The following is a 25,884-nucleotide window of genomic DNA, read 5'->3' as shown; positions in this document are numbered from 1 at the left end:
CTATAAAACATGTTTAAAAATACGTTATTAATTCTCCCCACTGACTACAGGCAGCCAAAAAGACATGATGAGATCGACTTTTAATGTTTCTTCATCGAAGAAGAAGGCGAAGCCATAGGTTTGGTTTCTATTATTAATGGGAGTATCCTGGAAAAATGGATCAAGCGAAAAATAGCTTTCATCCTCCGCCTGCTCATAAAAGAGGTATGCTCTGCCTGGGCTTAAATACCCCGCTGTTCCATATTGCAGAAGGACATCCCTTAATGTGCTTTTCCCGACTATTATGCCTTTGCTGGTAGAGAAGTTCTGATTAGTGTCCGTATATTCATCATCATTAGAGATAGACCAAAGGCCTATCAGATCAACTTTATTGTATTTAACCGAGAAGGAAGGATACGGGCTCAGTCCAAAAGAGATGCCCTGAGGTTTTCCAAACCGTGCATCGACAGAAGCTTTCGAATCCCATAATTTCAGCACGGATTGAGTATCGCTTCCGATTAAATCAAAGTCATCCTTGGCTAATGGCTGCGTGCTGAATAGGGGCAAAGGCTTTGGTGCATTCACCAAACTCGGCAGCATGCTGCGTTTGGATAGGGATTTTGGACGCTCCTGTATACTCATCATTCCTGCAACCGTCAACTGCCTGATCCATTGAATCGCTTCAGCCCTTGTCAAAGGAGAATCGGATTTAAAGGTAGACAGCGAAGCGGAATCACTGTGAACCATGCCATGTCCAATTAGATAGATGAGGTTATTTTGTCCCTCAAAGTGTACGCCATTGGCCGAGGCAATAATCGCAGCCGCTTGTGCATAGGTGATAGGCTTTGTACGAAGCTTTGACGAGGCTGTCCCGACAACGGGATGGTTCCACTCTTTTGCAAATTTATAAAGCGTGTCTATCCTGCTTTTAATGGTCCCATCCGTCTCAGCGTTCCTCAACAACCCATTATCGAACGCCTCATACAATACTTTCAAAAACTCAGCCTCGCTTATAAGCTTATCCGGCTGGAAGCTTCCATCCGAATACCCCTCAATGATGCCATTTTCGCTGGCCCATTGCTTCAACGTATCTGACCAGTGATCACTAGCACTAGGTAGGCTCGTATCGGCATTAACGATGCTTCCCCCAAGCAGGCTTGAAACCAACAGAAGACAAATGAACGTCCGACGGAATATAGACATGTGTATCTCAGTCCTTCTTATTTTTATTTTTTTGTGAATATAATCCCTTAAACGGAGCTTTCTAAAAAGTATTATCGGTTGAAAAGTGATTTTTTGTAAGGTTTTACCTTAGGGATTGCACCTCAGCTTATGAACTGGTAATTTCCCCGAAACCTTGTTACGCTCTTTATATCTAGGTTGAAACAGGGGGAAGCGAGATGTCGGAAGCAAAGGAAGTACAGGAAGGAAAAGCTACGCTGGAAATAAAGAGGGTACAAGATAGTGAGAGCATCTACACGATTAAAGAAGCGGCGGAACAAAGCGGCTTGTCGGAGGATACGATTCGTTATTATGAGAAGATCGGCGTTTTGCCGCGGGCGGAGCGTAAAAACAACACCCATCGTTTTTACCGGGTAAAGGATATTGAAACGATGAAAATGCTCGTTTGCTTGAAAAAAACAGGTATGTCGCTAGACGAAATAAGACCGTTTATAGGTGTGTCCTTCATCAATATCCCGTCGGATTATCCCGAGCTGGTGCAATTAATGCTGAACCATAAGCAGCATATTCAGCGGCAAATAGCGGATTTGCAGCAGGTGCTGGACTTTATTGATGACAAGCTGAAAATCACTTCGTTGGAGCAGTGAGGAATTGTTTTTGGCAGCATGGATAGGGTAGAAAAGGAGGGAGCACATAAAACGAGGTTCAGAGCTACTGACGGTTCTCAAATTTATACATACATGAAATCGAATTGAATTTTGCGCGGGTATAGTTAATAATTCTTGTTAATTCTCTCTTTTAAACGACAAGGACTGTGTTTGAAAATGATTATCCCGTACAATATACACAAGAATATGTGGTAAATTAGGTATTTAAATGTGATAATGAGTAAGGTAATTATTTGAAAATAAAGTTCTTATATTTCATATAAGAAAGAAGTATTTCTCAGTGGGCAATGATTTCCAAGGCAAGGGGAGATAGAACGAGTGGGAGAGGAGGAGTGAAATGGCCGGAAAGCAGGTCATATTTAAACCGGATGAAGTGAGGCGCCTGCAGCAGCAGATGGTGCGAATCGGAGCGGACACGGATGAGCTGCGACGGCGGGTGAGCGGAAAGATCGCAAGCTGGGATCGCTCTTTGCCGATGCTGAGCAGCCTGGAGCAGATTCAGAGGCAGTTGACGGGCTTGACGCAGGAAGCGGAGCAGATGACGGAGGTGATCAGCAAAGCGCTGAAGGGCATCGAGCGTGTGCAGGCGGAAGCGGCGCAGGAAGCGAAGCAGCTGGCGAAGGGGCTGAGCGGGCTGGAGCGTTTTGACCTGTTGAAGCGGGTAGGGACGACAGGCGGCGGCAGCTACACGCCCGTGCCCGTCACCTTCCGTCCGATGGTGACGAATCTAATCGACCGAATCTTGCCGCAAGTGAGCCGAGACCGCTGGTCGAGTGACCCGTTGGTGAAGGAGCTGCGGCGGGTCGCAGGCCTGCAAGGCGCGACAGCAGCAGAGAAGCTGGACGCGGAAATGAAGCTGGAGGCGATCTTCGCGGAGCGTGATCTGATTGCGAAGGCGCAGACGGCGTATGCGGTGTACAAGCAGTTCGGAAACCATCTGCTGATGGCGGAGATGCACAAGCAGGCGGAGATTAGCCGAGAGAAGCTGAAGGCGCTTGGTGTAGCAGAGAGCTATTTTGCCCCAAATGTGAATATGACGAGCTACTTTAAGCAGGTGCCGCTGCTGGCGTGTGACTATGATCCATCGTTTGCGCTGGAAGGGGACCTGACGACACGGGTGCCGCTGCCGGACAACGCACGTTATCTCTTTATGGTGATGATGGCGCAAACGCCGGGTCCGACGGGTGAACTGGCGAGGGTGCAGCTGAAGGAAATTCATGCGTTGCAGCAAACGATACGAGACGCTGCGGGCGGATTAGTAACGGATGTCCAGCAGGGGCAAGTGAAAAGCGGGCTGCTGAACGTGCTGACGATTTTGCAGAGCATGCAGGCATTAAGCAAATACGATCCCCCGCCAAAGGAAGTTGTCGTCGAGGAAAAGCCGGGCATGCTGGAGAAGTTTGGGCAGGATGCGATGCAAAGCCTTGAGATCTACTGGAGCGTGATAAAAAACCAAGCATCAGTGGAATGGGCTGCGATTAAGCAAACCGGAAATAGCATAGCTGAAGTGGGAACGGATTTATATAATGCTCATGTAGAACGAGCGAACAAAAGTAACGACTCCGTCTATGATTTTTTTAACAACGCGACAATGGGCTTGATCAGTGTACCTGGGGCGCTATGGAAGGAACATGAAGATCGAACGGCGAATCGGAATGAGTCGGTGTCTGCCTATTTGGATTATTTGAGCCTGGGTCTAACGGGGATGGTGCAAGGAGCGTTTGCACCGGAAAATCCAAATTCCAAGGAGCATGTGCAGGATGTAATCGGAGTGCTCGGCTTATTGTTTTCGGTTAAAGTAAAGGCACCAGGAGGAATTGAACCAACGGTTCCGAAAAGTCCAGCGGTCAAACCGGAGGGTGCAGGAAATGGTCGTGGATTAGGCTTTGGCAATCAGCTTGTGACCCCTGAGGGGTTCCAATTCATGGACTCTTTTCCTAACAACAAGTCGATAATTGAACTTCCAAAAACAGACGTGCAGAAGCGGTATTTGGAAGAGATGGATCGGCTGAAGCGAGAGGCTGAGGGGACGGGTAAAGGTAAGAGGTTAGAACTGTCGGATTTAACTAAAGAAATATTGGAAACCAAACCGATGAATTCACCTGTCCCTAAAAAGTGGTATGATAAAGGCGGGAGTATTTCAATTGATGAAAATGGAACATGGACGTATACAAATAAGAAAGGGCAATCTGTGAGTTATCCAGATGGGTATCCCGACTTTTCAGAGTACTATCACCCGACTGTTGGGCCCGTAGAAATTACATTCGCTTCACCAACAAATAGACCAGCAGATTATAAAGCAGCAAATCTGGAGGCACGTTTGAGTAAGGACTCTAATCCTCCTGTAACTAAGCCTAATAAATCACCTGGAGGGTATACTTGGCATCACCATCAAGATGGTAAGACAATGATTTTAGTCGAAGAAAAGGTACATGCTGAATTCACCCATAGTGGCGGGATATCAAAAGTTAATGGAAAAGGTAATGAATAAAATAATTAAGGGGTGTAATTAATGGTACAAATGGATGGCTCACATCAGCCTATTACATTAGAAGAAATTAATGAATTCCAGCAGAAGCTTAATTTGAGATTACCTGAACAATATAAAAATTTTTTATTAGAATCGAATGGAGGCGATCCTTCACCAAGCATGTTCAAAATTTCTGATGAGCAAGGAGAAGGAGTGCTTAATATTTTTTATGGTATTGGGGACATGTATAGTAACTTAGAAGAATATATCGATATTTATGAAGGTAGACTTCCTTTGGGGTTTATTCCCATTGGAAATGATCCTTCGGGAAACGTGATTTGTTTGGGATTAAACGAAAAATACTACAGTAATATATATTTTTGGGATCACGAGCAAGAATCTGATAATCCAGATGATATGAGTAATATGTTCTTTCTTGCAAATGATCTTAATGAATTTTTGAACTCCCTATACGATGATAATGAAGAATAATTCGTTTAACCCATAAAATTAACTCGGTTTATATCTTAGCAACTACACCGTAGAATACAACCAACAATGCCACAATGCGAGCTATCCGCCCGTGTTGTGGTTTCTTTTTTATAGAACAAGCTATCATAAACGGACAAATTCCTAAAAAGAGCCGTTCCTGTAATGAATTAAGTAGTGGGAGGTATTTTTGTGGAAATAGATAAAGCGACTATCATTTATCCATTGCCAATTGATGAGTTGTTTGAGAGAAAAGAAAAGTTCTGGCGAGTAAAACTTCCAAAGGATTTTATTGATTTTTTAAAGGAAAATAATGGAGGAAGAACGCTAGAAGGAGCTTTTGAATGTAATGGACGTGAATATGCAATAGATCGCTTTCTATGTTTACTTCAAACACCTAGAGAAAATAGATTAGGTATGTATGATATAGATGTTACACTAACACAACTTGAAGATAGATTAACTGATAATGAAGAGTTAATTGGTGCAGATATTTTGCCAATTGTTGTTTTGTTTGCAGGCGATTTTGTTTGTTTGGATTTTAGGAAGGATAGAGAAAATCCAAGTGTATGTGTTTGGAACCATGAAGAGTCAGGCGAATTAGAACCGGTAACATACTTTGTAGCAGATACATTTAGTGAGTTTATTTCAAAACTATAATTAAAATATATAAATTTTTTTCTCATTTTAATAGTAATTCAAAATGCCTATTCCATCGTGCAATTTAAGCTGGAATAGGCATTTTTTTGAGTAGGAAACAAGTTGCTGATGAATGCCTAAAGGTTTGAAAATCAAAGAGGAAACGTCTCTATTCGGACGGCAACGGAGTCGATTGAATTTGGGAAGAAATAAATGTAAAGGGAAGAAAAATTTGAGTTAAAGGCGAGTGTAACGCAAACGTATGAGCGAATATTAAGTCGTTTGAGCTACTATGACGAGTTATTTCAAACATGGTGGGAAAGGTTCAACAAAAGCACATAATGAATTGTTAGAAATTATTGATTCGTCTACTGATTATGATATGTTTAAAAGAAGATTACAAAATTGGGCGAATTATAGATTTGAAGGTGGGGTAGATGTTCTGCCTGATGGATTAAAACCTTAGAGGAGGCTTAAAACATGGAAAAGGAAGGATTCGTATCTCTGTGGGTAGGGAATGTTCAATCTTCCGAGGAACTAGATAGATTACTTGTTGTTTCTTATTCAGATGAAGGGGATTTTATTCCGTCTATATTTGCTAAACACTTTGAGATTCGTAGATATGATGATGCGGTAAGAGAAGCAGAATATTATGAAGAAGTAAGTAATGACCTGAATCAATTACTTGAAGGATTTTCTGATGACGAAATTGTACCGAGATTTGATGCGCTAGTGCAGGAAGAGCTTCCAAATGATATTAATGCAGTAGTTTTACTTTATAACTTTAAGTATACTGGGGAAATTATAGAAGCTACAATTCACTCCAATTACCTGAGATTTTTAGGGACGGTAAAATATCAATAATGAGGCTACCCAGTGCCGAATAAACCTATCATTCAACCAGTAACACACTTAACCTATGTAATACCCGTATGAAGATTTCATGATTTCGTTAGTACGTACTTCAATGCTTGAATTTATAACCTAAATAATGCTATGCCGTTACAATAAACAGGTCGATTATGGTCAGATACTACCATAATTGACCTGTTCGTTGTAATGTTCGCTTTCTTGAGGTTTTTCTAATTTGAACCGTGAGACATCGCAACGTTTGAATCGAGCCTCTCTGTATGCAATGACTTCCAAGGCACGGGGGATTAGCCAACTGTTGACGTAGAAATAAAATATGATGGGGATTCGCTTCGACCGTCTGGCTTTAATGTAACCTACACAATAGATGGTGAGCTAAAAGTTTTCGATTTAATAAATTAAAAGGAGATTGGATTATGACAAAAGTATTTGAAGATTATTTTTCAGAACTACAAGCAGATATGGTGTCAATTTGTCTTGAGTATGTGAGCAATAAGGCAGATATGATATATATATACGGTTCTAATGAATTTGGACAATTTAGTACAGATGTATTTTATCAAATTAACAATTTTTTTGTTAAAAAACATAAGGTTAATGATGCAGTATCAGACACTGATAGTAATTCAAGACCTGTTTATAATATTTCGAAAGAAAGACAAGTTACTTTACTTAACATTTTAAATAAAAATCTCCGTGAAATTAGTGATTTGTGCAAAAAAAATAATATGGAAATGCCTACAGAGATGAAATTGACTTATGATGTATCTAAGAACAAATTAGATGCTCAGTACAGTTACGAGATAAAATATACAAATGATCCTGAAAAATTATCTAGTCATATATTTGATGATTGGTTCGAAGAAGTGGGCGGAAAATTATAGTTTACAACCCCAGCGACAAAATCGTACAATACAACCAGCAATGCCACAATGCGAGCTATCCGCCCGTGTTGTGGTTTCTTTTTTATAGAACAAGCTATCATAAACGGACAAATTCCTAAAATTACAGTAAATAAAGTCGAAGGCATGAGATGCGGATATGCAAATATTGCTGGTGCTGGAGTAGTTAAAGAAACGGTGTATTTACCAAAAAACTATTCGGACGGCAACGCTGTACGTTTATACCCCAAATAACGCTAATACGTTACATTGAACAGGTTGATTATGGATAGATACCACCATGATTAACCTGTTTTTTGTTATTTTTGCTTTCGTATGCTGTGGTCGGCCTTACGAAAAATATCGGGTTCCAATATGCGAATTTCGGCATTCGCTGCAATGCGATGGCGCTAGGCGGTGTGAAAACGAATATTGCGGCGTCTCTAACCGAGCCTAATGCATTCGGAGCTTCGCGTGCAATGGTGGGAATGGGCCTCAACCTGCGTCAGGCGAGTATGAGGAAATCACAAAGGTTGCCTTGTTCCTCCCTTCTAATGATACAAGCTTCGTTAACGGCACGGTTGTAACGGCGGAGGCTGGCGTGCTGGGAATTTCGTTGAAACCTTTTACGCTTTCTATGTTTGTGTTGAAGCAGCTCCAAAATAAACGCGCAACATTAAGAAAGTCTTATCAAGTAATGGGAAAGGTTTTTGCTGAAGAACGCGATTAACCAGGAGTCGTTTACCGCCTGTGAGCCAACAGCAGCAACGTTTAAGCGTTTGTTAAGTGCGCGGTGCTACACTGTTTGACAAATACCATCAAATTGATGGCTCAAGGAGGAGAACAGTTCGAGATGCTATCTAGAGGAACAAAAAGGGTGAGGGAATGGACCAGAAGGGCTATTGTGGTCATGATGGGCTTTGCTTTATTGGCTGCATTGGTGCTGCCGCTACAAGAGGCGCATGCCTCAGTTGCTCCCCTGAATCTTAATTCGCCGCAAGATATCAAGTTTTATACTTACAATGGAATAACGGAAATGTACATTGCCGACACCGGCAATAACCGGGTCATTCGGGCGGATATGAATGGGCTGGCCAATTTGATACTTTCCGTCAACAATCCGACAGCAGTCGCTGTCGATGAAGTCGGCAATATTTACGCAGCCGAATCCGGCTTGAATGCGAGCTTGCATGCATTTAACCGTGATGGAGAGACACTGCCACTAGTCAAGTATAACGGAGAGGCGATGGACTCTCCCATTGAATTAATTTCTAAGATGGTCACCGCTGTCGATAACTATCCGAAGCTTATGAACATTAAAAGTCTTATCGTTAGGCAAAGAACTAACACGAACACTCAGCAAGTCTATAAGGAAGCCAGCTTTCATTTCGAAAGCTATGGAATAACCAGCTATTACCCTACTACATATGGCCTGGTTAATTCAACTGCTACTCTTAATTTGAATTTGAACGGATCGAGCAGAGGCAGCACCGGACCAGGAGAGCTAGGCTTTGCACTTCATTCGGATGGTAAGGTATGGGAATCTGGAGGCTACTTTGTCTCTCTGGAATCCGTCTTTAACATGTTTCCAGAGGAAGGCTCCTCGACCGGGGAAATTGCCATAGATTTTGTTGGCCAGATGTTTTACGTGGTTGTAAACAAGACGAAAATCTCGCGTGCTTCATATAACGGCGCATCCTACTACAATCGGCCGACGCTGCAGTCTTGGCTCAACCTGACCGACGATTACGGAATCAGCGAGCCGCATGCCCTTGCCATTGGCCCTGACAATAAGCTGTATGTGACGGATGCGGCTCAAAATCGTATTGTCGTTCTTAATCTAGATGACACGGGCACCTTTAATCGGGTGCTGAGCTTGACCGCCGAGCTGAACGATCCCCCGACCGCCGGCTCCTTCATGAAACGCGGCAAGCAGGGCAAGGCCATTACATTGAACGGTTCGGATTTCCTGAACCATTATTCCGATCCGAACGGCCATGCGATGAAGGGGATTCGCATCGTCACGCTGCCAGCTCACGGAACGCTGAGCCTTGCAGGGATTCCTGTTCAAGCGGGACAAGCAATTCCTGTAGCCTCGTTGAGCGACCTGGCATTCACGCCCGATGCAGCTTGGGGAGGCACGACCTTCTTCGAATGGTTAGCCGGGGATAACGGTGGCGCTTATTCCGAGACTTCCGGCAAGGTGGAGCTTGTCATAGGGCTGAAGGGAGACGCCAATGGGGACGGTGCCGTAACGCCTGCTGACGCACTGCTCATCACCAAGTATTTAAAAGGGAAAATTACACTGACGGCAGATCAGCTTGAAGCACTTGACATGAATGAAGATGGTGAAGTGAACGAAACGGATGCTGCCTTGATTATGAACATTTATATGGGCAATGCAACCTAAGAAACGTTGAGGTGAACATATTGGACTATTCTTATACTAACCGATCTGGACTGCGCGGCAAGTTCAGCGCACTCCTTGCTTTGCTGCTGGTGCTGGCGTTGCTGCTGCCGGCGCTCCCGAAAGCGTCCGCTGCCCCGTCGGGTACGCCATCCGTGCGTGTCGGCACGGTGGCCGGAGCGCCGGGTGCTTATATTGATGTGCCGGTTTTCTTCGACTCGTATAGCTCTGATCTATATGTCTACCGCTCGGACGTTGCGATTCATTACGATCCGAACGTCCTGGAGCCGGTGTCAGGAGAGGAAGCAGCCATTAGCGGGCTGATTAAGGCAATCGACTCTAATGCGCAGCTGATCGTAGACACAGCAACTACCGGGAGTCTGAAGCTAAAGCTAACGCTTACCGGTTTTATCGAAGACTCCAGCGAGCTGTTCACGCTGCGATTCAAGATCAAGGAAGGCGCGCCAGCAGGCGACTCTGCCCTGACGCTCGTTCAGGGTCAGCTTTATGAGGATGTCGAGCCGGTATCTGCCGATCTTGTGCATGGGAAGGTGACCGTGTCTCCATCAGGAAATGCGGCCATTGCAATCGGTTCGGCATCTATCAAGGCAGGGGAGGAAGGCATCGTCTCCGTGCCAGTGAAGGCGGTGACGCTTGATAAAGCGATAGCCTCCTACGGCATACGGATCAAGTTCGATCCACAAGTGATGAGCTACAATGGAATTGAGGGACAAGGCTTGCTGTCGCACTATAACAATGCCGAAGGTTGGTTATTTGTTACTTGGCTGGATGTTACGGGCGGAGACAATCCGATTCCGGCTTCACAGGATGCCCAAACTTTGTTCACAATAAATTTCGCAGTTGCAGATGATGCGCCAATCGGCGATCACGAGCTAACTGTCGAGATGCCGAACGACGTGCGGGAGCTGACGTTTACAGATGTGCATGCTGTGGAGATGAACAAGACTTTCGCAAGCGGCAGGTTATCTGTAGTGATTCCTCCAGCAGCTCCAGCATCGGTTGCGGCTACCTCCGGAGATAGCAAGATCATGCTGGCTTGGCCGGCTGTGCCGATGGCGGAGACGTATAAGGTATACATTTATGAAGGAGAAGCAGGTCCAGACAATGTCGCCGATTGGGTGGAGATAGCTGCAAATGTTGACACTAATGCCTATACCGCAGAAGGACTTATTAACGGCACATCTTACGTGTTTGCGGTCAAGACGGTCAACCTTGCCGGCGAATCCGTTCTGAGCCCGGCTTCAGAAGCTGTCGCTCCTGTGCCGCTGCCTAAAGCGCCGACTAATTTCGATGCCGTACCAGGCAGTGGGACGGCAGTCATCTCCTTTGCAAAGCCGACCGATACGGTCGGAGAGTCGATTTTGAAGTACCGCATCGAAGCGGTGCTAAACAACGCAATCGTCTCAGTGAAGGAAGTGCCGGAAAGCGGCGAGAGCCTGTACAGCGCAAGCTTTGATAACTTGTCTAACGGAACAACGTACACGATTCGTATCTACGCGGTAAACGTTGTTGGAGATTCGTCACCACTAATTGGCACGGTCCGCCCGGTAGCGAAGCCTCTGGCCCCAGCTATTCTGGCGGTTGCATCAGGCAATGGGCAAGTACAAGTCACCTTGGGTGCGCCAGCCAATGTGAGCGAGGCTCCGGTAGACAACTATATTGTGACATCTACTCCTGGTGACATCTCTGTTACAGTTGGCGGTGACCAATTGTCGGCCGTCGTTACTGGGTTGACGAACGGCACGTCCTATACCTTCAAGGCTGTTGCTCAGAATGCTGCGGGAATGTCCGATTCGTCCGCAGCCTCGCAAGCAGCGATACCGACGGCGCCGATTTCGGGAGGCGGTGGCAGTGGCGGTGGTGAAGCCTCTACTTCAACATCGACGGAGCAAATTAAAGTTGATGTCAGTGACGGCAGCGGCAAGGGCGGCGTAGTTGCTACCACGACTATCGTAAGAACGACCCTTGCGGACGGCCGCAAAAAAGACGAAGTAACACTGTCGTTGGTACAGGCGGAGCAGGCGGTTAAGCAATTGAAGGAAACCGGCTCGTCTACAGCGAGAATCGTCATTCCTGATGAGAAGGATGAGGTATCCGATTTGAATGTCAAGCTGCAGGCAGAGGCTGCGAAGCAGTTTGCCGCGCAAGGCATTGATTTGCAAATCTGGACTAACAATGGTGGCATTCTCATTCCGAGCGGCTCATTGCAAGGCTTGCAGGAGGAAGTGTTTTTCCATATCGTACCGATCAAGGCAGTGGTCGAACGCAAGCAGGTGGAAGAGCGCATTAAAGGTGAGCCAATACTTCTCCAGTTAGCCGCGGCGGACGGCTTGCAGCTAATTGGTCGGCCGATGACGATCGAGACGAATATGAGCAGCCGCAAAGTGACGCTGGAGCTGCCGGTAGGCGAGGAGTTGCCGAGTGCGGAGCTTGAGAAGCTGGGCGTTTTCATCGAACACAGCGACGGTACGAAGGAATGGGTGAAGGGTGAACGGGTAGGCTATAATGGAACGGACAAGCCAGGCATTCGGTTTACCATCACTAAGTTCAGCACCTTCTCCATCGTGAAACTAAACGAAGATAGCTTGTCTCATACAGCTTATATTCAAGGGTATAGCGACGGCACATTCCGTCCGAATCAAGCAGTTCGCCGGGTGGAAATGGCGGCGCTGCTAGCCAGAGCGTTGCCGAAAATGGCTACAGTAGCGGCCGGTGCATCTTACACCGATCTACCATCAGCTGCATGGGCGAAGCAGGCGATCACGCAAGCGACGGCTCAGGGCTACATGCAGGGCTCTGATGGCCGCTTCATGCCGGAGAAGCTGATTACCCGCGCAGAAATGGCTGTAATCGTCGATCGTTTGCTGAAAGACAAAGCGTCGGCGGGCGATGCCAAGGCGTCGTTCAAGGATACGAACAGCCACTGGGCAGTTGAAGCTATCGGACGAGTAAGCGCAGCTGGCATCATGTCCGGTTCTGGAAGCGGTCTGTTCCGTCCAAACGACTCGCTGACGCGCGCAGAGGCGGTCGTTATTCTTAATCGCGTGCTGGAGCGTGGTCCGCTCACGGGTGAGGAAGCCGCTTGGAAGGACGTTCCGACAAGTCACTGGGCGTTCGGACACATTCAGGAGGCATCCACAGAGCACCGCTCTACCCGGAGTTCTGGTGGAGGAGAGCAGTCTCTCGGCAATAATTAGGGCAACAGACGCACCATTTAGTGAAGCTACTATTTCGTAGCTACGTTTAAGATAAAACAAAACAAGACAAGACGCCCAATCATTGCGTCTTGTCTTGTTTTGTTTTGATTTAAGTACTTAGGCTTGGGGCAGAGTATGCCAGCCGCTACTCCCGAATGGTCACGCGGGTATTAATCGGAACCAAATGGGCGAGCGCAACAACGTCGTCATTGTACATGCGGATGCAGCCATGCGAAACCATACGACCGATAGATGCAGGATCATTGTTGCCATGAATGCCGTAATGCGGCTTGGACAAGCCCATCCAGAAAGCGCCAAACGGCCCGCCGGGATTGGCTTGTTTATTTATAATCGTAAATTCGCCTAGCGGCGATTGCGTCAGCATTTTACCGATGCCAACAGGATAGGCGTTTACGACCGTATTGCCATCGAGCAAATACAGCCTGCGGTCAGATAGATCAACGATAATGCGGTATGAAGGCATACAAGGCTTCCCTCCTCTGCTTTTATCCTATGTAAAAGTGGAGTAGAGGGCGTTAGGCATTTCTCCTCTATAAGCTCTTGTTGTTACAGTAAAAATGACGCATCAAACTATGGTTAGTTTGTGCGTCATTTTATAGTTCATGGGATACGAAGCATTAAGCATGATCAGCCGTTAAATAGAGCCTTCATGTAGCGTCTAGTGCCCGGCCGTCTCGTGATCGTTGGACAGCTTCAGCACATCAAACAGCTTGAACAGCAGGCTTAGCAAAATCGCTACGACTGTCGCAAGCGCCATGCCGGAGATGGCGAAATCGCCTAGCTTGATGGTGACGCCGCTGAGTCCAGTTACCATTACGACGGTCGTCAAAAACAGATTAGTCGGCTTGCTGTAGTCAACCTTTGATTCGACAAGCATCCGAAAGCCGGATGCAGCAATAACGCCGAACAGAAGCAGGGAGACGCCGCCCATGACAGGAGTCGGAATGCCCGAAATGAGCGCCGAGAATTTTCCTGAAAAAGAGAGCGCAATGGCGATGACGGCAGCGCCGCCAATGACAAAGGTCGAATAAACCTTCGTGATTGCGAGTACGCCGATGTTTTCACCGTAGGTTGTATTCGGCGTGGAGCCGACAAGGCCGGAAATCATTGTGGAAATCCCGTTACCCAGCATAGAGCGGCTCAGCCCCGGGTCCTTCGACAAATCCTTCTCCACGATATTGCTCGTTACGACCAGATGGCCGATATGCTCGGCAATAACGACGAGTGCGGCCGGAGCGATGGCAAGAATAGCGGCCCACTGGAAGATGGGCAGCGTAAACTCAGGAGCTTGCAGCCAGCCGCTCTTCCCTACACCGGAAAAGTCGGTCATGCCCATACAATAGGCAATGACATAACCAGACACAATTCCGATTAGAATCGGAATGATTTTCATAAAACCGCGGAACAGCACGGAGCCGAACACGGTTATGCCAAGCGTAATCGTTGATAAAGCAACCGTGGCACCGTCCATTTTCCAGCTCGCAGGGTCCGGGTATTGATCCGGCATAATCCAGCCAGCCATCTTCGCTGCAACCGGAATGAGCTCCAGTCCGATAATCGCTACAATCGCGCCCATCGCCGCAGGAGGGAAAACGACGTTAATCCAGCCCGTTCCCGCATAATGAATAATTAAGGCAACAAGTGTGAAAATAACGCCTGCGGCGATAAAACCGCCCAGTGCCGCCGCATAATTGCCGCTCTCTCCGGCAGCATGCTCGCCAATAACGGCTCCCGCAGGAGCGATAAAAGCAAAGCTTGAACCGAGGTAGGCGGGAATTTTGCCTTTGCAAATCCATAAATAAAGCAAGGTGCCGATTCCATTCATCAGCAGGCAGACAGCCGGATCGACGCCAAGCAAATTCGGCACGAGTACGGTGGAGCCAAACATGGCGAATAGATGCTGCAAGCTCAGCATAAGGCTCTGCCCTAGCGGAGGGCGATCCATAATTCCAATTGTACTACGCTTTTCCATAAACCAGTGATCCTCCCCATCATTCTATGTCTATAATCTTTGTCGATTCTACCGAGTTCGGAAGAGGATGGCAAGTTTTTTTTCAAAATAGAGAGAAAGTATGATTTTTGCAAAACGTCCTTCTTCTTGTTTGTTATGGCGTGTGACTTCCCATATACTGGTACGTCCCTGTAGGATAAAAAGTCCATTGGCTCGTATCGTACAGGCTCTTGCCGATTTCCCCCGATTTGCGAACCATGGTGCCGCCGCTTGGGAAAAGGGTGCTTGTTAAAGCGCCGTTTGAGCTGATATCGCCAACCACATCAACGACTACGCTATTTTTCTTAATAGCGATGCCGCTCACGATAAATCCCCATTCTGGAGCAAGTTTTTCTTCAAGATTGTAATAGACAGCATTGGTTAAATCAAAAAAGTCGTACCACGCCGGGTCTATTATAATGGTGACTCCGTTCGCAATGAGCTGAGGGATAGACAGCTCTTTCTCGTAATATTGTCCATTTGTAGTGCTGCGTCCGTAAACAAATAAGCTGTAGCCTGTAAGGTTGTTGCCGTTGCTATAAATTTCTACGGCTGCTCGGTGTTCATCCTGAAGTAAAAATTCAGAAATATAAACGGGCGACGTTGTGAATGACGGAGCGTCGGCAACCGTCGTAAACGTCCACTGCGTCTTCGAAGTCATTGCCGTCGATGGCAGACCATCGCCATCCTTAAAGCTTCCAGCGGCAAACTTCACATAATAAGCTGTCGCGCCTGACAGCCCTGTTATTTGGATATTAGCCGTATTGCCGTTAAACGTCACCTTGGAGGCATCATCAAGGGCGATGCTGGCGGCAACAGTATCGTCCGCTGCTTTATACACGGTAAGCGACTGGCCTGCTGTCGCTGTAACGGGCCGATTAAACGTAAGCGAGAGCGTCAGAGCTTTACTCACATCTGTCGCTTGGCTGGCAGGAGAGAGGCTCGTGATTTCTAGCTCATTCGTTGCTGCAATCAGCAGGTCAGTAGTCTTAAGCTCGCGACCGCTGGTCAAAGCGCTAGCCTTGGCCGTAATGCTGAAATTTGCAATATCGGTATCAAAGTCGGTGCCGTCGTAATCAACCGAGAGCCAAATTTCATTAGGAGACAGATGCATAACAGACAGTATAGACATACCTTGTGGAGCATGATTGAGCTCGAAGTCGCCAATGTCAGCTGCTGAATTAAAGGTATCCTGATCCAAGGTAACGTTGAAAATAGCCCCGCCAGAAGCTCGCAGCTGATCCTCTGTCAAATCCTCAAGATCGACTGCCGTTAACGTCCGCGAATCTGCGGTCAGGAATGTCCAGACTGCATCATTATCTATGCCTGCAAACGCGTTTCCGTGTGTATCTGTAAATGCGCCTTCCTCAATCTCTAGGTAATAAGCCGTTACGCTTGTTAATGGATAAAGCTGTGATTCAGGGTGGAGAGTCGCCTTACCGCCTTGAATCGTAACCTGCGCGGGCTCGGATACCGTATAAGTTTGCACGACTGCATCGTCTGCGGCCTGACGAATCGTAATTTTTTTGCCTGTGACTGGAACGATGTCCTCGTTAAACGTCAGGGAAAGCTCAGATGACAAGGCGTAGTTCAGCTCCTGATTTACAGGAGCGGTCTGAGTAACCAGCGGAGCGGCGATATCGGCTGTTGTAAAGCTCCATACCGAGGAATCGCTGATGCCTGCAAATTCATTTCCCGCCTGATCCTTGAATGCGCCAGCGTCAATCGTGACGGAATAGCTCGTCTCACTGCCTAGATCGGCATGCTTAATCGTTATATTTTTGCCATCTATAATGATATGACTAGCACCGTCTGCATCGTAGGCGTAAACATCAAGCGGATTTGCCGTATTTGTAATATAGATTTTTTTACCGGAAACAGCTGTAACAGGCTTATTCATTGTCAGCTCTAAATCGGCAGTTGCGCTGATTTCACCCGCTAAATGAACCGGAACTTGGCTCTGAATATAGGGTGCGGAAGTATCTGGCACCACCGTGTCGGAGGTCAGCGTGATGGCTTGACCCTGTGTTGTGCCTGCTGCTGCAACGGGGGCAGCGTCGACAAACAAATAAAGCCCAACATCCTCAGGCGCGACGAGATAAGAGGCCGAAGCTGCACCGGCAATGGCTGTGCGGTCCGAGCCATCAGCATGTGAGCCGCGGTACCATTGGAAGCTGGATGCGGCTTCGGCGTCATTTTCGGCATCAAAATAGTCATATTGCACCGTCATCCTTTCGCCCGCCTTCAGCAAACCATTGAGCGAAGCGCCGTACATCACTGGTGAATCGTTTATGGCGCTAAGCGTGACGATGTAGGAGGAGCTGTTTGAAGAAAGACCTTTGCCTGCATAGCTGCTCATTAGCTTGGTCGCATCCGCAGCGGTTACAACGCCATCGCGATTAATATCAAGCAGATTTATTTCTTCCGGCGTCAGTACAGTGCCGCTGTTCACAACCTTCATGATGTATAGAGCATCAGCGGCTGTGACAACACCATCGCCAGTTGTATCCCCGATACGGCTTACCGTCAGCTCAAACTGCTCTGTAAGCTTCTCAAGGCTGGCGGTATGTGCTTCCAGTGTAATCGTAGTTCTGCCCGCAGATAAAATTTCTAATTCAGTGGAAAGCTGATAAGCATTTGCTGTAGCAACGGCGGAATTACTAGAGGAGGCCGTCAGCTGTGAAAGTCCAGCCACATTAGAGAAAAGTACACCTGCATCCAATGTAATCAGTGAACCGTTGTGCTCGATAGCAGCGCCAAATGGCGCGTTGGAAGACGAGGAAGGCTTAATCCAGCTAATGTCCTTGTTAACGATGGGGGTGAAAAAGTTGGAGCTTAGTTGAGTTGCATGCGCTGCATTTGACAGCGGCAGGGCGGTTCCTAGCATCGTCGCACACAAAATAAGTGCAGGCCCTTTGCTGCGGGAAAAAGTAGTCATTTTACGCCAATAGTCATTCATTCGTACAGGTCTCCTTGTAAGCCGATTGATGAGATGATGCTTTTTTTGTAGAACAAGCGATTGAACGAATTTAGTATCTTTTTGTCGAATATATATTTGAGGAAAAAGACTGCAAAATTCTAAAGGCAGAACTTTGCAGCCTGATTAAAACGATACAGATTAAGCTTAGCCGTTGATCAGTCCCGCTTTGACAAGCAGACGCTTCACAATAGCCGCCGTTTCAGCGCGAGTCACATTGGAATCCGGGTTAAGAGCGCCGTCAGCACCTTGCACAATACCGTTTTTCAAAGCGCTGGCAACGGCAGCCTTCGCATAGCCCGACACCGAGGAGCTGTCCCCGTAAGCAGCCAGCAGGCTGTTGATTTCAGCGGCATCGCTGACGGTTGGCAAGGTTGTGAGCGCTAGAGCGCGATTCAAAATAATCATCGCTTCTTCGCGAGTGATGAGTCCGTTCGGACGGAAGGTGCCATCGGAATAACCGCTAATGAGCTTATTGGATACCGCAAGCTTCACTTCGTTCTCGTACCAGCTGCCCGCTTTCACATCGGAGAAGGAAACCGAAGGGCTGCCGGAAGCCTTGTGAATGCCAAGCGCGCGCAGCAGGGTTGCCGTAAATTCAGCGCGTGTAATGGAAGCATTCGGCGCGAATTCATTGCTCGATACGCCCTTCATAATCAGGCGGGAGCCAAGATCGTTCACGTCGTTTTTGCTCCAGTGCTTTTCAACATCCTTGAACGAGGCAGGGGCATAAACAATCGCATAGCTGCTGTTCGTCAAGCTGTTGATGTTGGCGAAATAGGTGCTGCCTGTTACGGAAATATAGGTTGGCACATGACGCAGAGTACCGTCCTCGCCAAGCACGACGCCTGTTGTCATCTTCGAGCCATCGGAGCCGGCAGGCAGAGTGATCGAGCGCTCTACATAATGGTTAAATTGGCCGATGCTAATGTTTTGTCCATTGTATTGCGCAATAATTTCAAAGTTGACCGGAGCGCCGACGAGGGTTACCCCCTGCTGGGACGCTTGGTTTTGCACGGCATTTGCGACAGCATTGTCCGCTGCGGCAATGGTGATGATGATTTTAATATCAGACAGCTTGACAGTCGAGCCGACCTGAGCGGAAATCGCATCAATGTTGATGTCGCCTGCAGGCAAGGTGTAGCTGGCCGAAGGCGTCTCAATTTTAACCGTGGCACCGCGTTTTTCCAGCTCCTTCACGAGCTGGCCGTTCAGTCCGCTGTTTACAACCGCAGCCGTGCTGCTCTGAATTGGAAGTCTTAGCTCCTTGATGCCCGACGTGTCGATTTGCTGGATGACCTTGTCATTATCAACCTCAAGCTGAATCATTGTGCGTCCGTTCTGTACAGAGGTTTGAGCGGTTGCATATTGCTGCTCCTTGCCGTCGATGTAGACCATAACCGGAGCGGTTGTCGCTGTTGGAGCTGGTGTTGCAGTAGGAGTCGGAGTCGGTGTTGCGGAGCCGCCGCCTGACGAGCCGCCTGAACCTGATCCAGAGCCGGAGTTGGCTTTCGAGATGACGATGTCTCCACCTTCAACGGTAGACGAAACGGCGTAAGAAGAGCTGCGGTAGATGGCCCATTTCTCATCGTTCGAAGTATCTACAGTCAGGTGATAAGTGCCTGTCGTTTCACTGCTGAGCGATTTGACTTCAATGGCGAAAAGCTGGGCTGGATCATTGATGCGCGCATTTCCGCCCGTGGAATCGATCCAGATGACGCGAGCCCAGCCAGCGGTGTTGTCAAAGTTGGACTGGAAATAGCCAGTATCTGATGGAGCGCCGTCTTCTGGAGCCACTACTCCATGCGTAGGCGTAATGCTGACAATGCTTAGTACGGAAGGATCGAAGTCGATTTGCATATTGTAAGCGCCGACGCCGTCACCTGGATCGGTGAGCATAACGGGCACCGTTGCCGATTGTCCGGCTGTCACATTTGTGTTCGTAATCGTAACCGTTGCAGGAGCGACCGGTGCAGCATGCGCGGCGGAAGGAACAAGAAGGGCTGGCAGTACGAGCAGGCAGCTCAGCACGAGCAGCAGAAAGCGTTTAGCAGGAGCTTGTTTCAATAATGTTTGCATATTAACCTCCATTGAATGTAAGAGTAGCAGTGCGGTTTATGAATATTTTGAGGTTGGACCACCTTTACAGCGTTAACCAACATTTTCGGTCGTAAATACCCATTCGGAAAATACAGTGCCTGCAAAGGCATTTCCATCGTTGTCTTCATAGGCGCCGTTATCAATAATTACGCTGTATTCTGTATCTGGCGCCAGGAACATTCCTAAACCTGTAATGGTCACCGTATTTCCGCTAATGTCAACATGAGCTGGATAGTCTACTGGAAAACTAAGGGCTTCAGAATTAGTTGAAGTATAATAAAATCTGATAAGTTTACCAGAAACGGCGGACATGTCTCTATCAAATGTGAAAATAATATCGTCATTTTGATTGACATTAACGCTTCCGTTAACAGGGGTGCGGCTTACAATGATAGGAGCAGCGTTTGCCACGACAGAATCGGACTTTAATAGGACAGCCTGTCCCGTCAGTAGATCGCCCGATGCAGCAACCGGCGTTACCTCAGCGAACACATAATAATGGATATCGGCTTGCTGAAGGCTATACGTATTCGCCGTTTCACCGGTGATTTCCGTACGGTCGGAGCCGTCAGAGAGCGTGCCGCGGAACCATTTTATGCGGGTATTGCCCTCGGCATCATTTTCAGCGTCAAAATAGCTGTATTGCGCAGTAGCTGTCTTCCCTGACACCCATGCGTTGACACTTAAGGAGGAGTTATACACAGCAGGAGCATCGTCAATGGAGCTTAACGTGATGATATATTTTTCAGAGCCCAGATTAGTTTTGCCGATATAGAGATTCATCAATGCAGTGGCATCAGCCGCAGTGACGTTGCCGTCGCGATTAATATCGTATAGATTGGCTTCTCCAGCAGTTAATACTGTATTCCGCTCAATGGCTCTAGCGATAAGCAGTGCATCTGCCGATGTAATCATGCCGTCTTTGTTCGTATCTGCGAAGCGGTCAACCGTTACGCGAATATGCTCGGTCAGCTTTTCGTTGCCAGCCGTAATGCCTTCCATGCGGATTTCGGTCGTTCCAGCAGATAAAATGGTAACCTCAATGTAAGGAAGCTCCACAGCTGCATTTGCCACATTAGTATCGCTGGACCAAGCGTTTAACGTGGTGATGGTAGCCGATTGAGGAAAGAGCTTTGTCGTATCGAGCTTGATCGACGAGTCGTATGTAATAATCTCTGAACCTACGCTGGGGATAGGGCTGTAAACAGAAGTAGGCTTGACCCAGTGGATGTCATTGTTTACGACAGGCAGGAAGTAATTGGACGGTTCTGATGAAGCATTAGCCAGAGCGGACAATGATAAGCTTGAGCCTAGTACGACGGTGCACAACAATAGCGAAGGACCTTTGCTGCGTGAAACCCCAACTAGTTTACGCAAAGAATGTTTCATCTGTCTTAAGTCTCCTTTAATCTTAATGATTAAGCTGCTTGGTATTATTCTACTACTTAGGTTTGAATAGATTCTGAATCTGGACGCTATACGTCATAGTCTATTTCAAACAGCAGTACTTAATAAAAGCTGTAGGATTCCGAGCACGGAATCCTACAGCTTTTTAACAAGATTGCGAGTAGGCTTAGCCGTTGATCAGTCCCGCTTTGACAAGCAGGCGCTTTACAATAGCCGCCGTTTCAGCGCGAGTCACATTGGAATCCGGGTTAAGAGCGCCGTCAGCACCTTGCACAATACCGTTTTTCAAAGCGCTGGCAACGGCAGCCTTCGCATAGCCCGACACCGAGGAGCTGTCCCCGTAAGCAGCCAGCAGGCTGTTGATTTCAGCGGCATCGCTGACGGTTGGCAAGGTTGTGAGCGCTAGAGCGCGATTCAAAATAATCATCGCTTCTTCGCGAGTGATGAGTCCGTTCGGACGGAAGGTGCCATCGGAATAACCGCTAATGAGCTTATTGGATACCGCAAGCTTCACTTCGTTCTCGTACCAGCTGCCCGCTTTCACATCGGAGAAGGAAACCGAAGGGCTGCCGGAAGCCTTGTGAATGCCAAGCGCGCGCAGCAGGGTTGCCGTAAATTCAGCGCGTGTAATGGAAGCATTCGGCGCGAACTCATTGCTCGATACGCCCTTCATAATCAGGCGGGAGCCAAGATCGTTCACGTCGTTTTTGCTCCAGTGCTTTTCAACATCCTTGAACGAGGCAGGGGCATAAACAATCGCATAGCTGCTGTTCGTCAAGCTGTTGATGTTGGCGAAATAGGTGCTGCCTGTTACGGAAATATAGGTTGGCACATGACGCAGAGTGCCGTCCTCGCCAAGCACGACGCCTGTTGTCATCTTCGAGCCATCGGAGCCGGCAGGCAGAGTGATCGAGCGCTCTACATAATGGTTAAATTGGCCGATGCTAATGTTTTGTCCATTGTATTGCGCAATAATTTCAAAGTTGACCGGAGCGCCGACGAGGGTTACCCCCTGCTGGGACGCTTGGTTTTGCACGGCATTTGCGACAGCATTGTCCGCTGCGGCAATGGTGATGATGATTTTAATATCAGACAGCTTGACAGCCGAGCCGACCTGAGCGGAAATCGCATCAATGTTGATGTCGCCGGCAGGCAAGGTGTAGCTGGCCGAAGGCGTCTCAATTTTAACCGTGGCACCGCGTTTTTCCAGCTCCTTCACGAGCTGGCCGTTCAGTCCGCTGTTTACAACCGCAGCCGTGCTGCTCTGAATTGGAAGTCGTAGCTCCTTGATGCCCGACGTGTCGATTTGCTGGATGACCTTCTCATTGTCAACCTCAAGCTGAATCATTGTGCGTCCGTTCTGTACAGAGGTTTGGGCGGTTGCATATTGCTGCTCCTTGCCGTCGATGTAGACCATAACCGGAGCGGTTGTCGCTGTTGGAGCTGGTGTTGCAGTAGGAGTCGGAGTCGGCGTTGCGGAGCCGCCGCCTGACGAGCCGCCTGAACCTGATCCAGAGCCGGAGTTGGCTTTCGAGATGACGATGTCTCCACCTTCAACGGTAGACGAAACGGCGTAAGATGAGCTGCGGTAGATGGCCCATTTCTCATCGTTCGAAGTATCTACAGTCAGGTGATAAGTGCCTGTCGTTTCGCTGCTGAGCGATTTGACTTCAATGGCGAACAACTGGGCTGGATCATTGATGCGCGCATTTCCGCCCGTGGAATCGATCCAGATGACGCGAGCCCAGCCAGCAGTGTTGTCAAAGTTGGACTGGAAATAGCCAGTATCTGATGGAGCGCCGTCTTCTGGAGCCACTACTCCATGCGTAGGCGTAATGCTGACAATGCTCAGCACGGAAGGATCGAAGTCGATTTGCATATTGTAAGCGCCGACGCCGTCACCTGGATCGGTGAGCATAACGGGCACCGTTGCCGATTGTCCGGCTGTCACATTTGTGTTCGTAATCGTAACCTTTGCAGGAGCGTCAGACGCAGCATGAGCAGAAGTCGGTACAAAAATAGCTGGCAGCATGAGCAGGCAGCTCAGCATGAGCAGAAGAAAGCGTTTGGAAGGTGCTTGTCTCAATAATGTTTGCATATTAACCTCCATGAAAGTGAGTATAGATGGATGACGCTAATTATTTTAATGAAGTTGCAATGGGGATTACAGTGCTAGCTCGGGAAATCGGTCGTGAACACCCATTCTCCATTATCGTAGCCTGCAAAGTCATTATCATCTGCATCTTTAAAGGCACCCGGATCAATGACTAGAGCATAGTTCGTGCCGTAAGACAGTTTTCCAGATAGGTATTTAATGGTAACGGTTTTTCCGTCAACGACGATATTATAATCATCATTGGCAAGATAATCCAATGTAAAGTCATTTATTCCGTAATGATAAAAACGAATGTGTTTACCAGGAACGGCTGTAACCTCTCTGTCAAACGTAAAAACAATATCAGCATTTCTATTGACGTTTACACTGTTATTTTCGGGTGTGCGGCTAACAATGATAGGGGTAGCACTCATCACGACAGATGTAGATTTTAAGAGCACCGTTTGGCCCGTCAGCAGATTGCCCGATTCGGCAACTGGCGTCACTTCCGCGAATATATAATGATTGATATCGTCTTGCTGAAGCGTATAGTTGTACGACGTTTCGCCTATGATTTCCGTAGGGTTTGAGCCATCAGCCTGCAAGCTGCGGAACCATTTAAAGCCGCTGTTTCCTTCAAAATCATTTTCAGGATCAAAATAGTTGTAGTCTGCGGAAACCGTTTGCCCTGGTGCCCATGTATCCGCGTATAAAGAGCCGTTATATATAACTGGAGCATCGTCAATGGCGCTTAAGGTGACGATATATTTTTCAGACGAGCCTAGAACGGTTTTGCCCGTGTAAAGGCTCATTAGGGCGGATGCATCTGCCGCCGTTACGGACCTGTCCCGGTCGATATCATATAGATTGAATTCGCCATTTGTAAGAACGGAATTTCGGTTTAGCTCCCGAACGATGTGAAAAGCATCCGCAGACGTAATAACCCCATCCCTATTCGTATCGGCGAAGAGGTCTACCGTGACACGGAAGTGCTCCGTCAGCTTTTCATTTTCAGCGGTAAGGCCTTCAACTTTAATTTCAGTCGTGCCCGGTCCGAAAATTTCCATGTCAATGAAGGACGAATAATTTTCCGCAGACGCGACGCTCGTATCGCTGGAGGTCACCGTCAACATCGTGATGACCGTTGATGGAGGGAAGAGCTTCTGTGAATCCAATGAGATGTAGCTGCCATAAACGTCAATGGTTGATCCCATTCCCGCATTCGCATTGGAATCATTTTTAACCCAATGCAGATCATTGTTTACTACAGGAAGAAAGTAGTTCGAAGGTTCTGGAATTGCATATGCCGGAGTAGAAAGTGACAAGGTGGTTCCCAATACTGCAGCACAAACAAAAAGAGAGGGACCCTTTTTCAGGGATAATGCGGTTATTTTGCGCCAATAATCGTTCATTTGTCCAAGTCTCCTTGTTCCGAATAGTAGAATACTTACCTCTATTCTACTTAAAAGGGCTGAACCGATTCTGAACGAAATTGTCTAATGGAGGTGAATGAAGTCGAAATTGATCTAATAATGTCGAAAAAAGAGGGCGAAAAAAACACGAATTACACAAAATATACAAAAAACCGTCAACGCTGCAAGCAGAATTGGACGGTTTAATCAATTATATCTTCATTAATATCTTCATTATAGATCAATACTAAGCAGAACCGGACAGTGGTCGCTGCCCATAATAGCGGAATCAATTCCCGCATCCTTCAGCAATGGGGCGAGTCGCCCCGAAAGCAGAAAATAGTCAATGCGCCAGCCGACATTCCGTTCGCGGACCTTCGGCATGTACGACCACCAAGTATAGGCGTCCGTACGGTCAGGGTATAGATGGCGGAAGCTGTCGATAAAGCCGGCTGCCAGCAGCTCAGTCATTTTCCCGCGTTCTTCCGCAGTAAAACCGGAGTTCCCATGGTTGGCTTTGGCGTTTTTGAGGTCGATTTCCTGATGGGCGACATTAAGATCGCCGCAGACGATAACGGGCTTCACAGCATCAAGCTGCTGCAAATAAGTACGGAAGCGATCCTCCCATTCCAGTCGATAATCCAGCCGCAGCAAATCGCGCTTGGCATTAGGCGTATAGACATTAACCAAGTAGAAGTCCTTAAATTCCAGCGTCAAAATGCGGCCTTCCGGCTCTTCGTTTTCTTCGATGCCGTAGCGGACAGAAAGCGGCGGCGTTTTCGTAAACACGGCTGTACCGGAGTAGCCCTTCTTCACAGCATAGTTCCAATAATCTGAATACGAATCGCCTAGCTCCAATGAAATTTGCCCCTCCTGCAACTTCGTCTCCTGCAAACAGAAAATATCGGCATCCATCTCGTTAAAATAATCAATAAACCCTTTATTCACGCAGGCTCTCAGCCCGTTAACATTCCATGAAACCAGCTTCAAAACCATTTCTCCCCCTCGCAACTAGAAAAGATCATGCTTTTGCTAGTTATACCATGATAGCAAAGAGCGGGCAACTCACAGGATTTGAT

At 47.6% G+C, this 25,884-nt stretch carries 17 protein-coding genes and 1 pseudogene; 9 read left to right on the top strand and 9 right to left on the bottom strand.

Features of this window, described 5'->3' with window-relative positions; translation table 11 throughout:
* Positions 1-27 precede the first annotated feature (27 nt).
* Complete coding sequence (locus V5J77_RS23065; protein WP_338553179.1) at positions 28-1,182, bottom strand: S-layer homology domain-containing protein; 1,155 nt, start codon at positions 1,180-1,182, stop codon at positions 28-30.
* Positions 1,183-1,379: 197 nt separating this feature from the next.
* On the opposite strand from V5J77_RS23065, the gene V5J77_RS23060 reads away from it, so the two are divergent.
* From V5J77_RS23060 to V5J77_RS23020, 9 genes and pseudogenes are all read left to right on the top strand, one after another.
* The gene (locus V5J77_RS23060) at positions 1,380-1,808 is read left to right on the top strand and encodes a MerR family transcriptional regulator (protein ID WP_338553178.1); all 429 of its coding nucleotides are present in this window, start codon (positions 1,380-1,382) and stop codon (positions 1,806-1,808) included.
* Between the two features lie 358 nt (positions 1,809-2,166).
* Entirely contained in the window at positions 2,167-4,320 is a 2,154-nt protein-coding gene (locus V5J77_RS23055; protein WP_338553177.1) for an HNH endonuclease, read from the top strand.
* Positions 4,321-4,341: 21 nt separating this feature from the next.
* The gene (locus tag V5J77_RS23050) at positions 4,342-4,791 is read left to right on the top strand and encodes an SMI1/KNR4 family protein (RefSeq protein WP_338553176.1); all 450 of its coding nucleotides are present in this window, start codon (positions 4,342-4,344) and stop codon (positions 4,789-4,791) included.
* A gap of 189 nt (positions 4,792-4,980) precedes the next feature.
* Positions 4,981-5,448, top strand: a complete 468-nt coding sequence (locus V5J77_RS23045; protein WP_338553175.1) for an SMI1/KNR4 family protein — start codon at positions 4,981-4,983, stop codon at positions 5,446-5,448.
* 459 nt (positions 5,449-5,907) lie between these two features.
* Positions 5,908-6,291, top strand: coding sequence for an immunity 22 family protein (locus tag V5J77_RS23040; protein WP_338553174.1), 384 nt, complete (start codon positions 5,908-5,910; stop codon positions 6,289-6,291).
* A 422-nt stretch (positions 6,292-6,713) separates the two neighbouring features.
* Positions 6,714-7,181 carry a DUF600 domain-containing protein gene (locus tag V5J77_RS23035; protein ID WP_338553173.1) on the top strand — a complete coding sequence of 156 codons (468 nt, stop codon included), beginning with the start codon at positions 6,714-6,716 and terminating at the stop codon, positions 7,179-7,181.
* A 332-nt stretch (positions 7,182-7,513) separates the two neighbouring features.
* Positions 7,514-7,779, top strand: a pseudogene (locus V5J77_RS23030) (SDR family oxidoreductase); the annotation flags it as partial.
* Between the two features lie 252 nt (positions 7,780-8,031).
* On the top strand, positions 8,032-9,588 hold the full coding sequence (locus tag V5J77_RS23025; RefSeq protein ID WP_338553172.1) for a dockerin type I domain-containing protein: 1,557 nt from the start codon (positions 8,032-8,034) through the stop codon (positions 9,586-9,588).
* Positions 9,589-9,608: 20 nt separating this feature from the next.
* The gene (locus tag V5J77_RS23020) at positions 9,609-12,803 is read left to right on the top strand and encodes an S-layer homology domain-containing protein (protein WP_338553171.1); all 3,195 of its coding nucleotides are present in this window, start codon (positions 9,609-9,611) and stop codon (positions 12,801-12,803) included.
* Positions 12,804-12,948: 145 nt separating this feature from the next.
* Here V5J77_RS23020 and V5J77_RS23015 read toward each other — a convergent pair whose 3' ends face one another.
* From V5J77_RS23015 to V5J77_RS22980, 8 genes are all read right to left on the bottom strand, one after another.
* Entirely contained in the window at positions 12,949-13,287 is a 339-nt protein-coding gene (locus V5J77_RS23015; protein WP_338553170.1) for a L,D-transpeptidase, read from the bottom strand.
* 195 nt (positions 13,288-13,482) lie between these two features.
* The gene (gene uraA / locus V5J77_RS23010) at positions 13,483-14,796 is read right to left on the bottom strand and encodes a uracil permease (RefSeq protein ID WP_338553169.1); all 1,314 of its coding nucleotides are present in this window, start codon (positions 14,794-14,796) and stop codon (positions 13,483-13,485) included.
* Between the two features lie 133 nt (positions 14,797-14,929).
* On the bottom strand, positions 14,930-17,773 hold the full coding sequence (locus tag V5J77_RS23005) for an Ig-like domain-containing protein (protein ID WP_338553168.1): 2,844 nt from the start codon (positions 17,771-17,773) through the stop codon (positions 14,930-14,932).
* Positions 17,774-17,938: 165 nt separating this feature from the next.
* Positions 17,939-19,870: an S-layer homology domain-containing protein gene (locus tag V5J77_RS23000; protein WP_338553167.1), complete on the bottom strand. Its 1,932-nt coding sequence runs from the start codon at positions 19,868-19,870 to the stop codon at positions 17,939-17,941.
* 72 nt (positions 19,871-19,942) lie between these two features.
* Positions 19,943-21,280, bottom strand: a complete 1,338-nt coding sequence (locus V5J77_RS22995) for an Ig-like domain-containing protein (RefSeq protein WP_338553166.1) — start codon at positions 21,278-21,280, stop codon at positions 19,943-19,945.
* A 184-nt stretch (positions 21,281-21,464) separates the two neighbouring features.
* Positions 21,465-23,396: an S-layer homology domain-containing protein gene (locus V5J77_RS22990; protein WP_338553165.1), complete on the bottom strand. Its 1,932-nt coding sequence runs from the start codon at positions 23,394-23,396 to the stop codon at positions 21,465-21,467.
* Between the two features lie 74 nt (positions 23,397-23,470).
* Positions 23,471-24,805: an Ig-like domain-containing protein gene (locus V5J77_RS22985; RefSeq protein ID WP_338553164.1), complete on the bottom strand. Its 1,335-nt coding sequence runs from the start codon at positions 24,803-24,805 to the stop codon at positions 23,471-23,473.
* Between the two features lie 234 nt (positions 24,806-25,039).
* Positions 25,040-25,795: an exodeoxyribonuclease III gene (locus V5J77_RS22980; protein ID WP_338553163.1), complete on the bottom strand. Its 756-nt coding sequence runs from the start codon at positions 25,793-25,795 to the stop codon at positions 25,040-25,042.
* Positions 25,796-25,884: the final 89 nt, after the last annotated feature.

The sequence above is a fragment of the Paenibacillus sp. KS-LC4 genome (assembly GCF_036894955.1).
GTDB lineage: Bacteria > Bacillota > Bacilli > Paenibacillales > Paenibacillaceae > Pristimantibacillus.
The sequence above is the reverse complement of the archived record's forward strand: the minus strand, read 5'-3'. Positions and strand labels throughout refer to the sequence as shown.

Excerpts from the sequence above, each read along its gene's own strand:
- V5J77_RS23065 (WP_338553179.1), bottom strand. The coding sequence starts at position 1,182 with ATGTCTATATTCCGTCGGACGTTCATTTGTCTTCTGTTGGTTTCAAGC.
- V5J77_RS23060 (WP_338553178.1), top strand. The coding sequence starts at position 1,380 with ATGTCGGAAGCAAAGGAAGTACAGGAAGGAAAAGCTACGCTGGAAATA.
- V5J77_RS23055 (WP_338553177.1), top strand. The coding sequence starts at position 2,167 with ATGGCCGGAAAGCAGGTCATATTTAAACCGGATGAAGTGAGGCGCCTG.
- V5J77_RS23050 (WP_338553176.1), top strand. The coding sequence starts at position 4,342 with ATGGTACAAATGGATGGCTCACATCAGCCTATTACATTAGAAGAAATT.
- V5J77_RS23040 (WP_338553174.1), top strand. The coding sequence starts at position 5,908 with ATGGAAAAGGAAGGATTCGTATCTCTGTGGGTAGGGAATGTTCAATCT.
- V5J77_RS23035 (WP_338553173.1), top strand. The coding sequence starts at position 6,714 with ATGACAAAAGTATTTGAAGATTATTTTTCAGAACTACAAGCAGATATG.
- V5J77_RS23025 (WP_338553172.1), top strand. The coding sequence starts at position 8,032 with ATGCTATCTAGAGGAACAAAAAGGGTGAGGGAATGGACCAGAAGGGCT.
- V5J77_RS23015 (WP_338553170.1), bottom strand. The coding sequence starts at position 13,287 with ATGCCTTCATACCGCATTATCGTTGATCTATCTGACCGCAGGCTGTAT.
- uraA (WP_338553169.1), bottom strand. The coding sequence starts at position 14,796 with ATGGAAAAGCGTAGTACAATTGGAATTATGGATCGCCCTCCGCTAGGG.
- V5J77_RS23005 (WP_338553168.1), bottom strand. The coding sequence starts at position 17,773 with ATGAATGACTATTGGCGTAAAATGACTACTTTTTCCCGCAGCAAAGGG.
- V5J77_RS23000 (WP_338553167.1), bottom strand. The coding sequence starts at position 19,870 with ATGCAAACATTATTGAAACAAGCTCCTGCTAAACGCTTTCTGCTGCTC.
- V5J77_RS22995 (WP_338553166.1), bottom strand. The coding sequence starts at position 21,280 with ATGAAACATTCTTTGCGTAAACTAGTTGGGGTTTCACGCAGCAAAGGT.
- V5J77_RS22990 (WP_338553165.1), bottom strand. The coding sequence starts at position 23,396 with ATGCAAACATTATTGAGACAAGCACCTTCCAAACGCTTTCTTCTGCTC.
- V5J77_RS22985 (WP_338553164.1), bottom strand. The coding sequence starts at position 24,805 with ATGAACGATTATTGGCGCAAAATAACCGCATTATCCCTGAAAAAGGGT.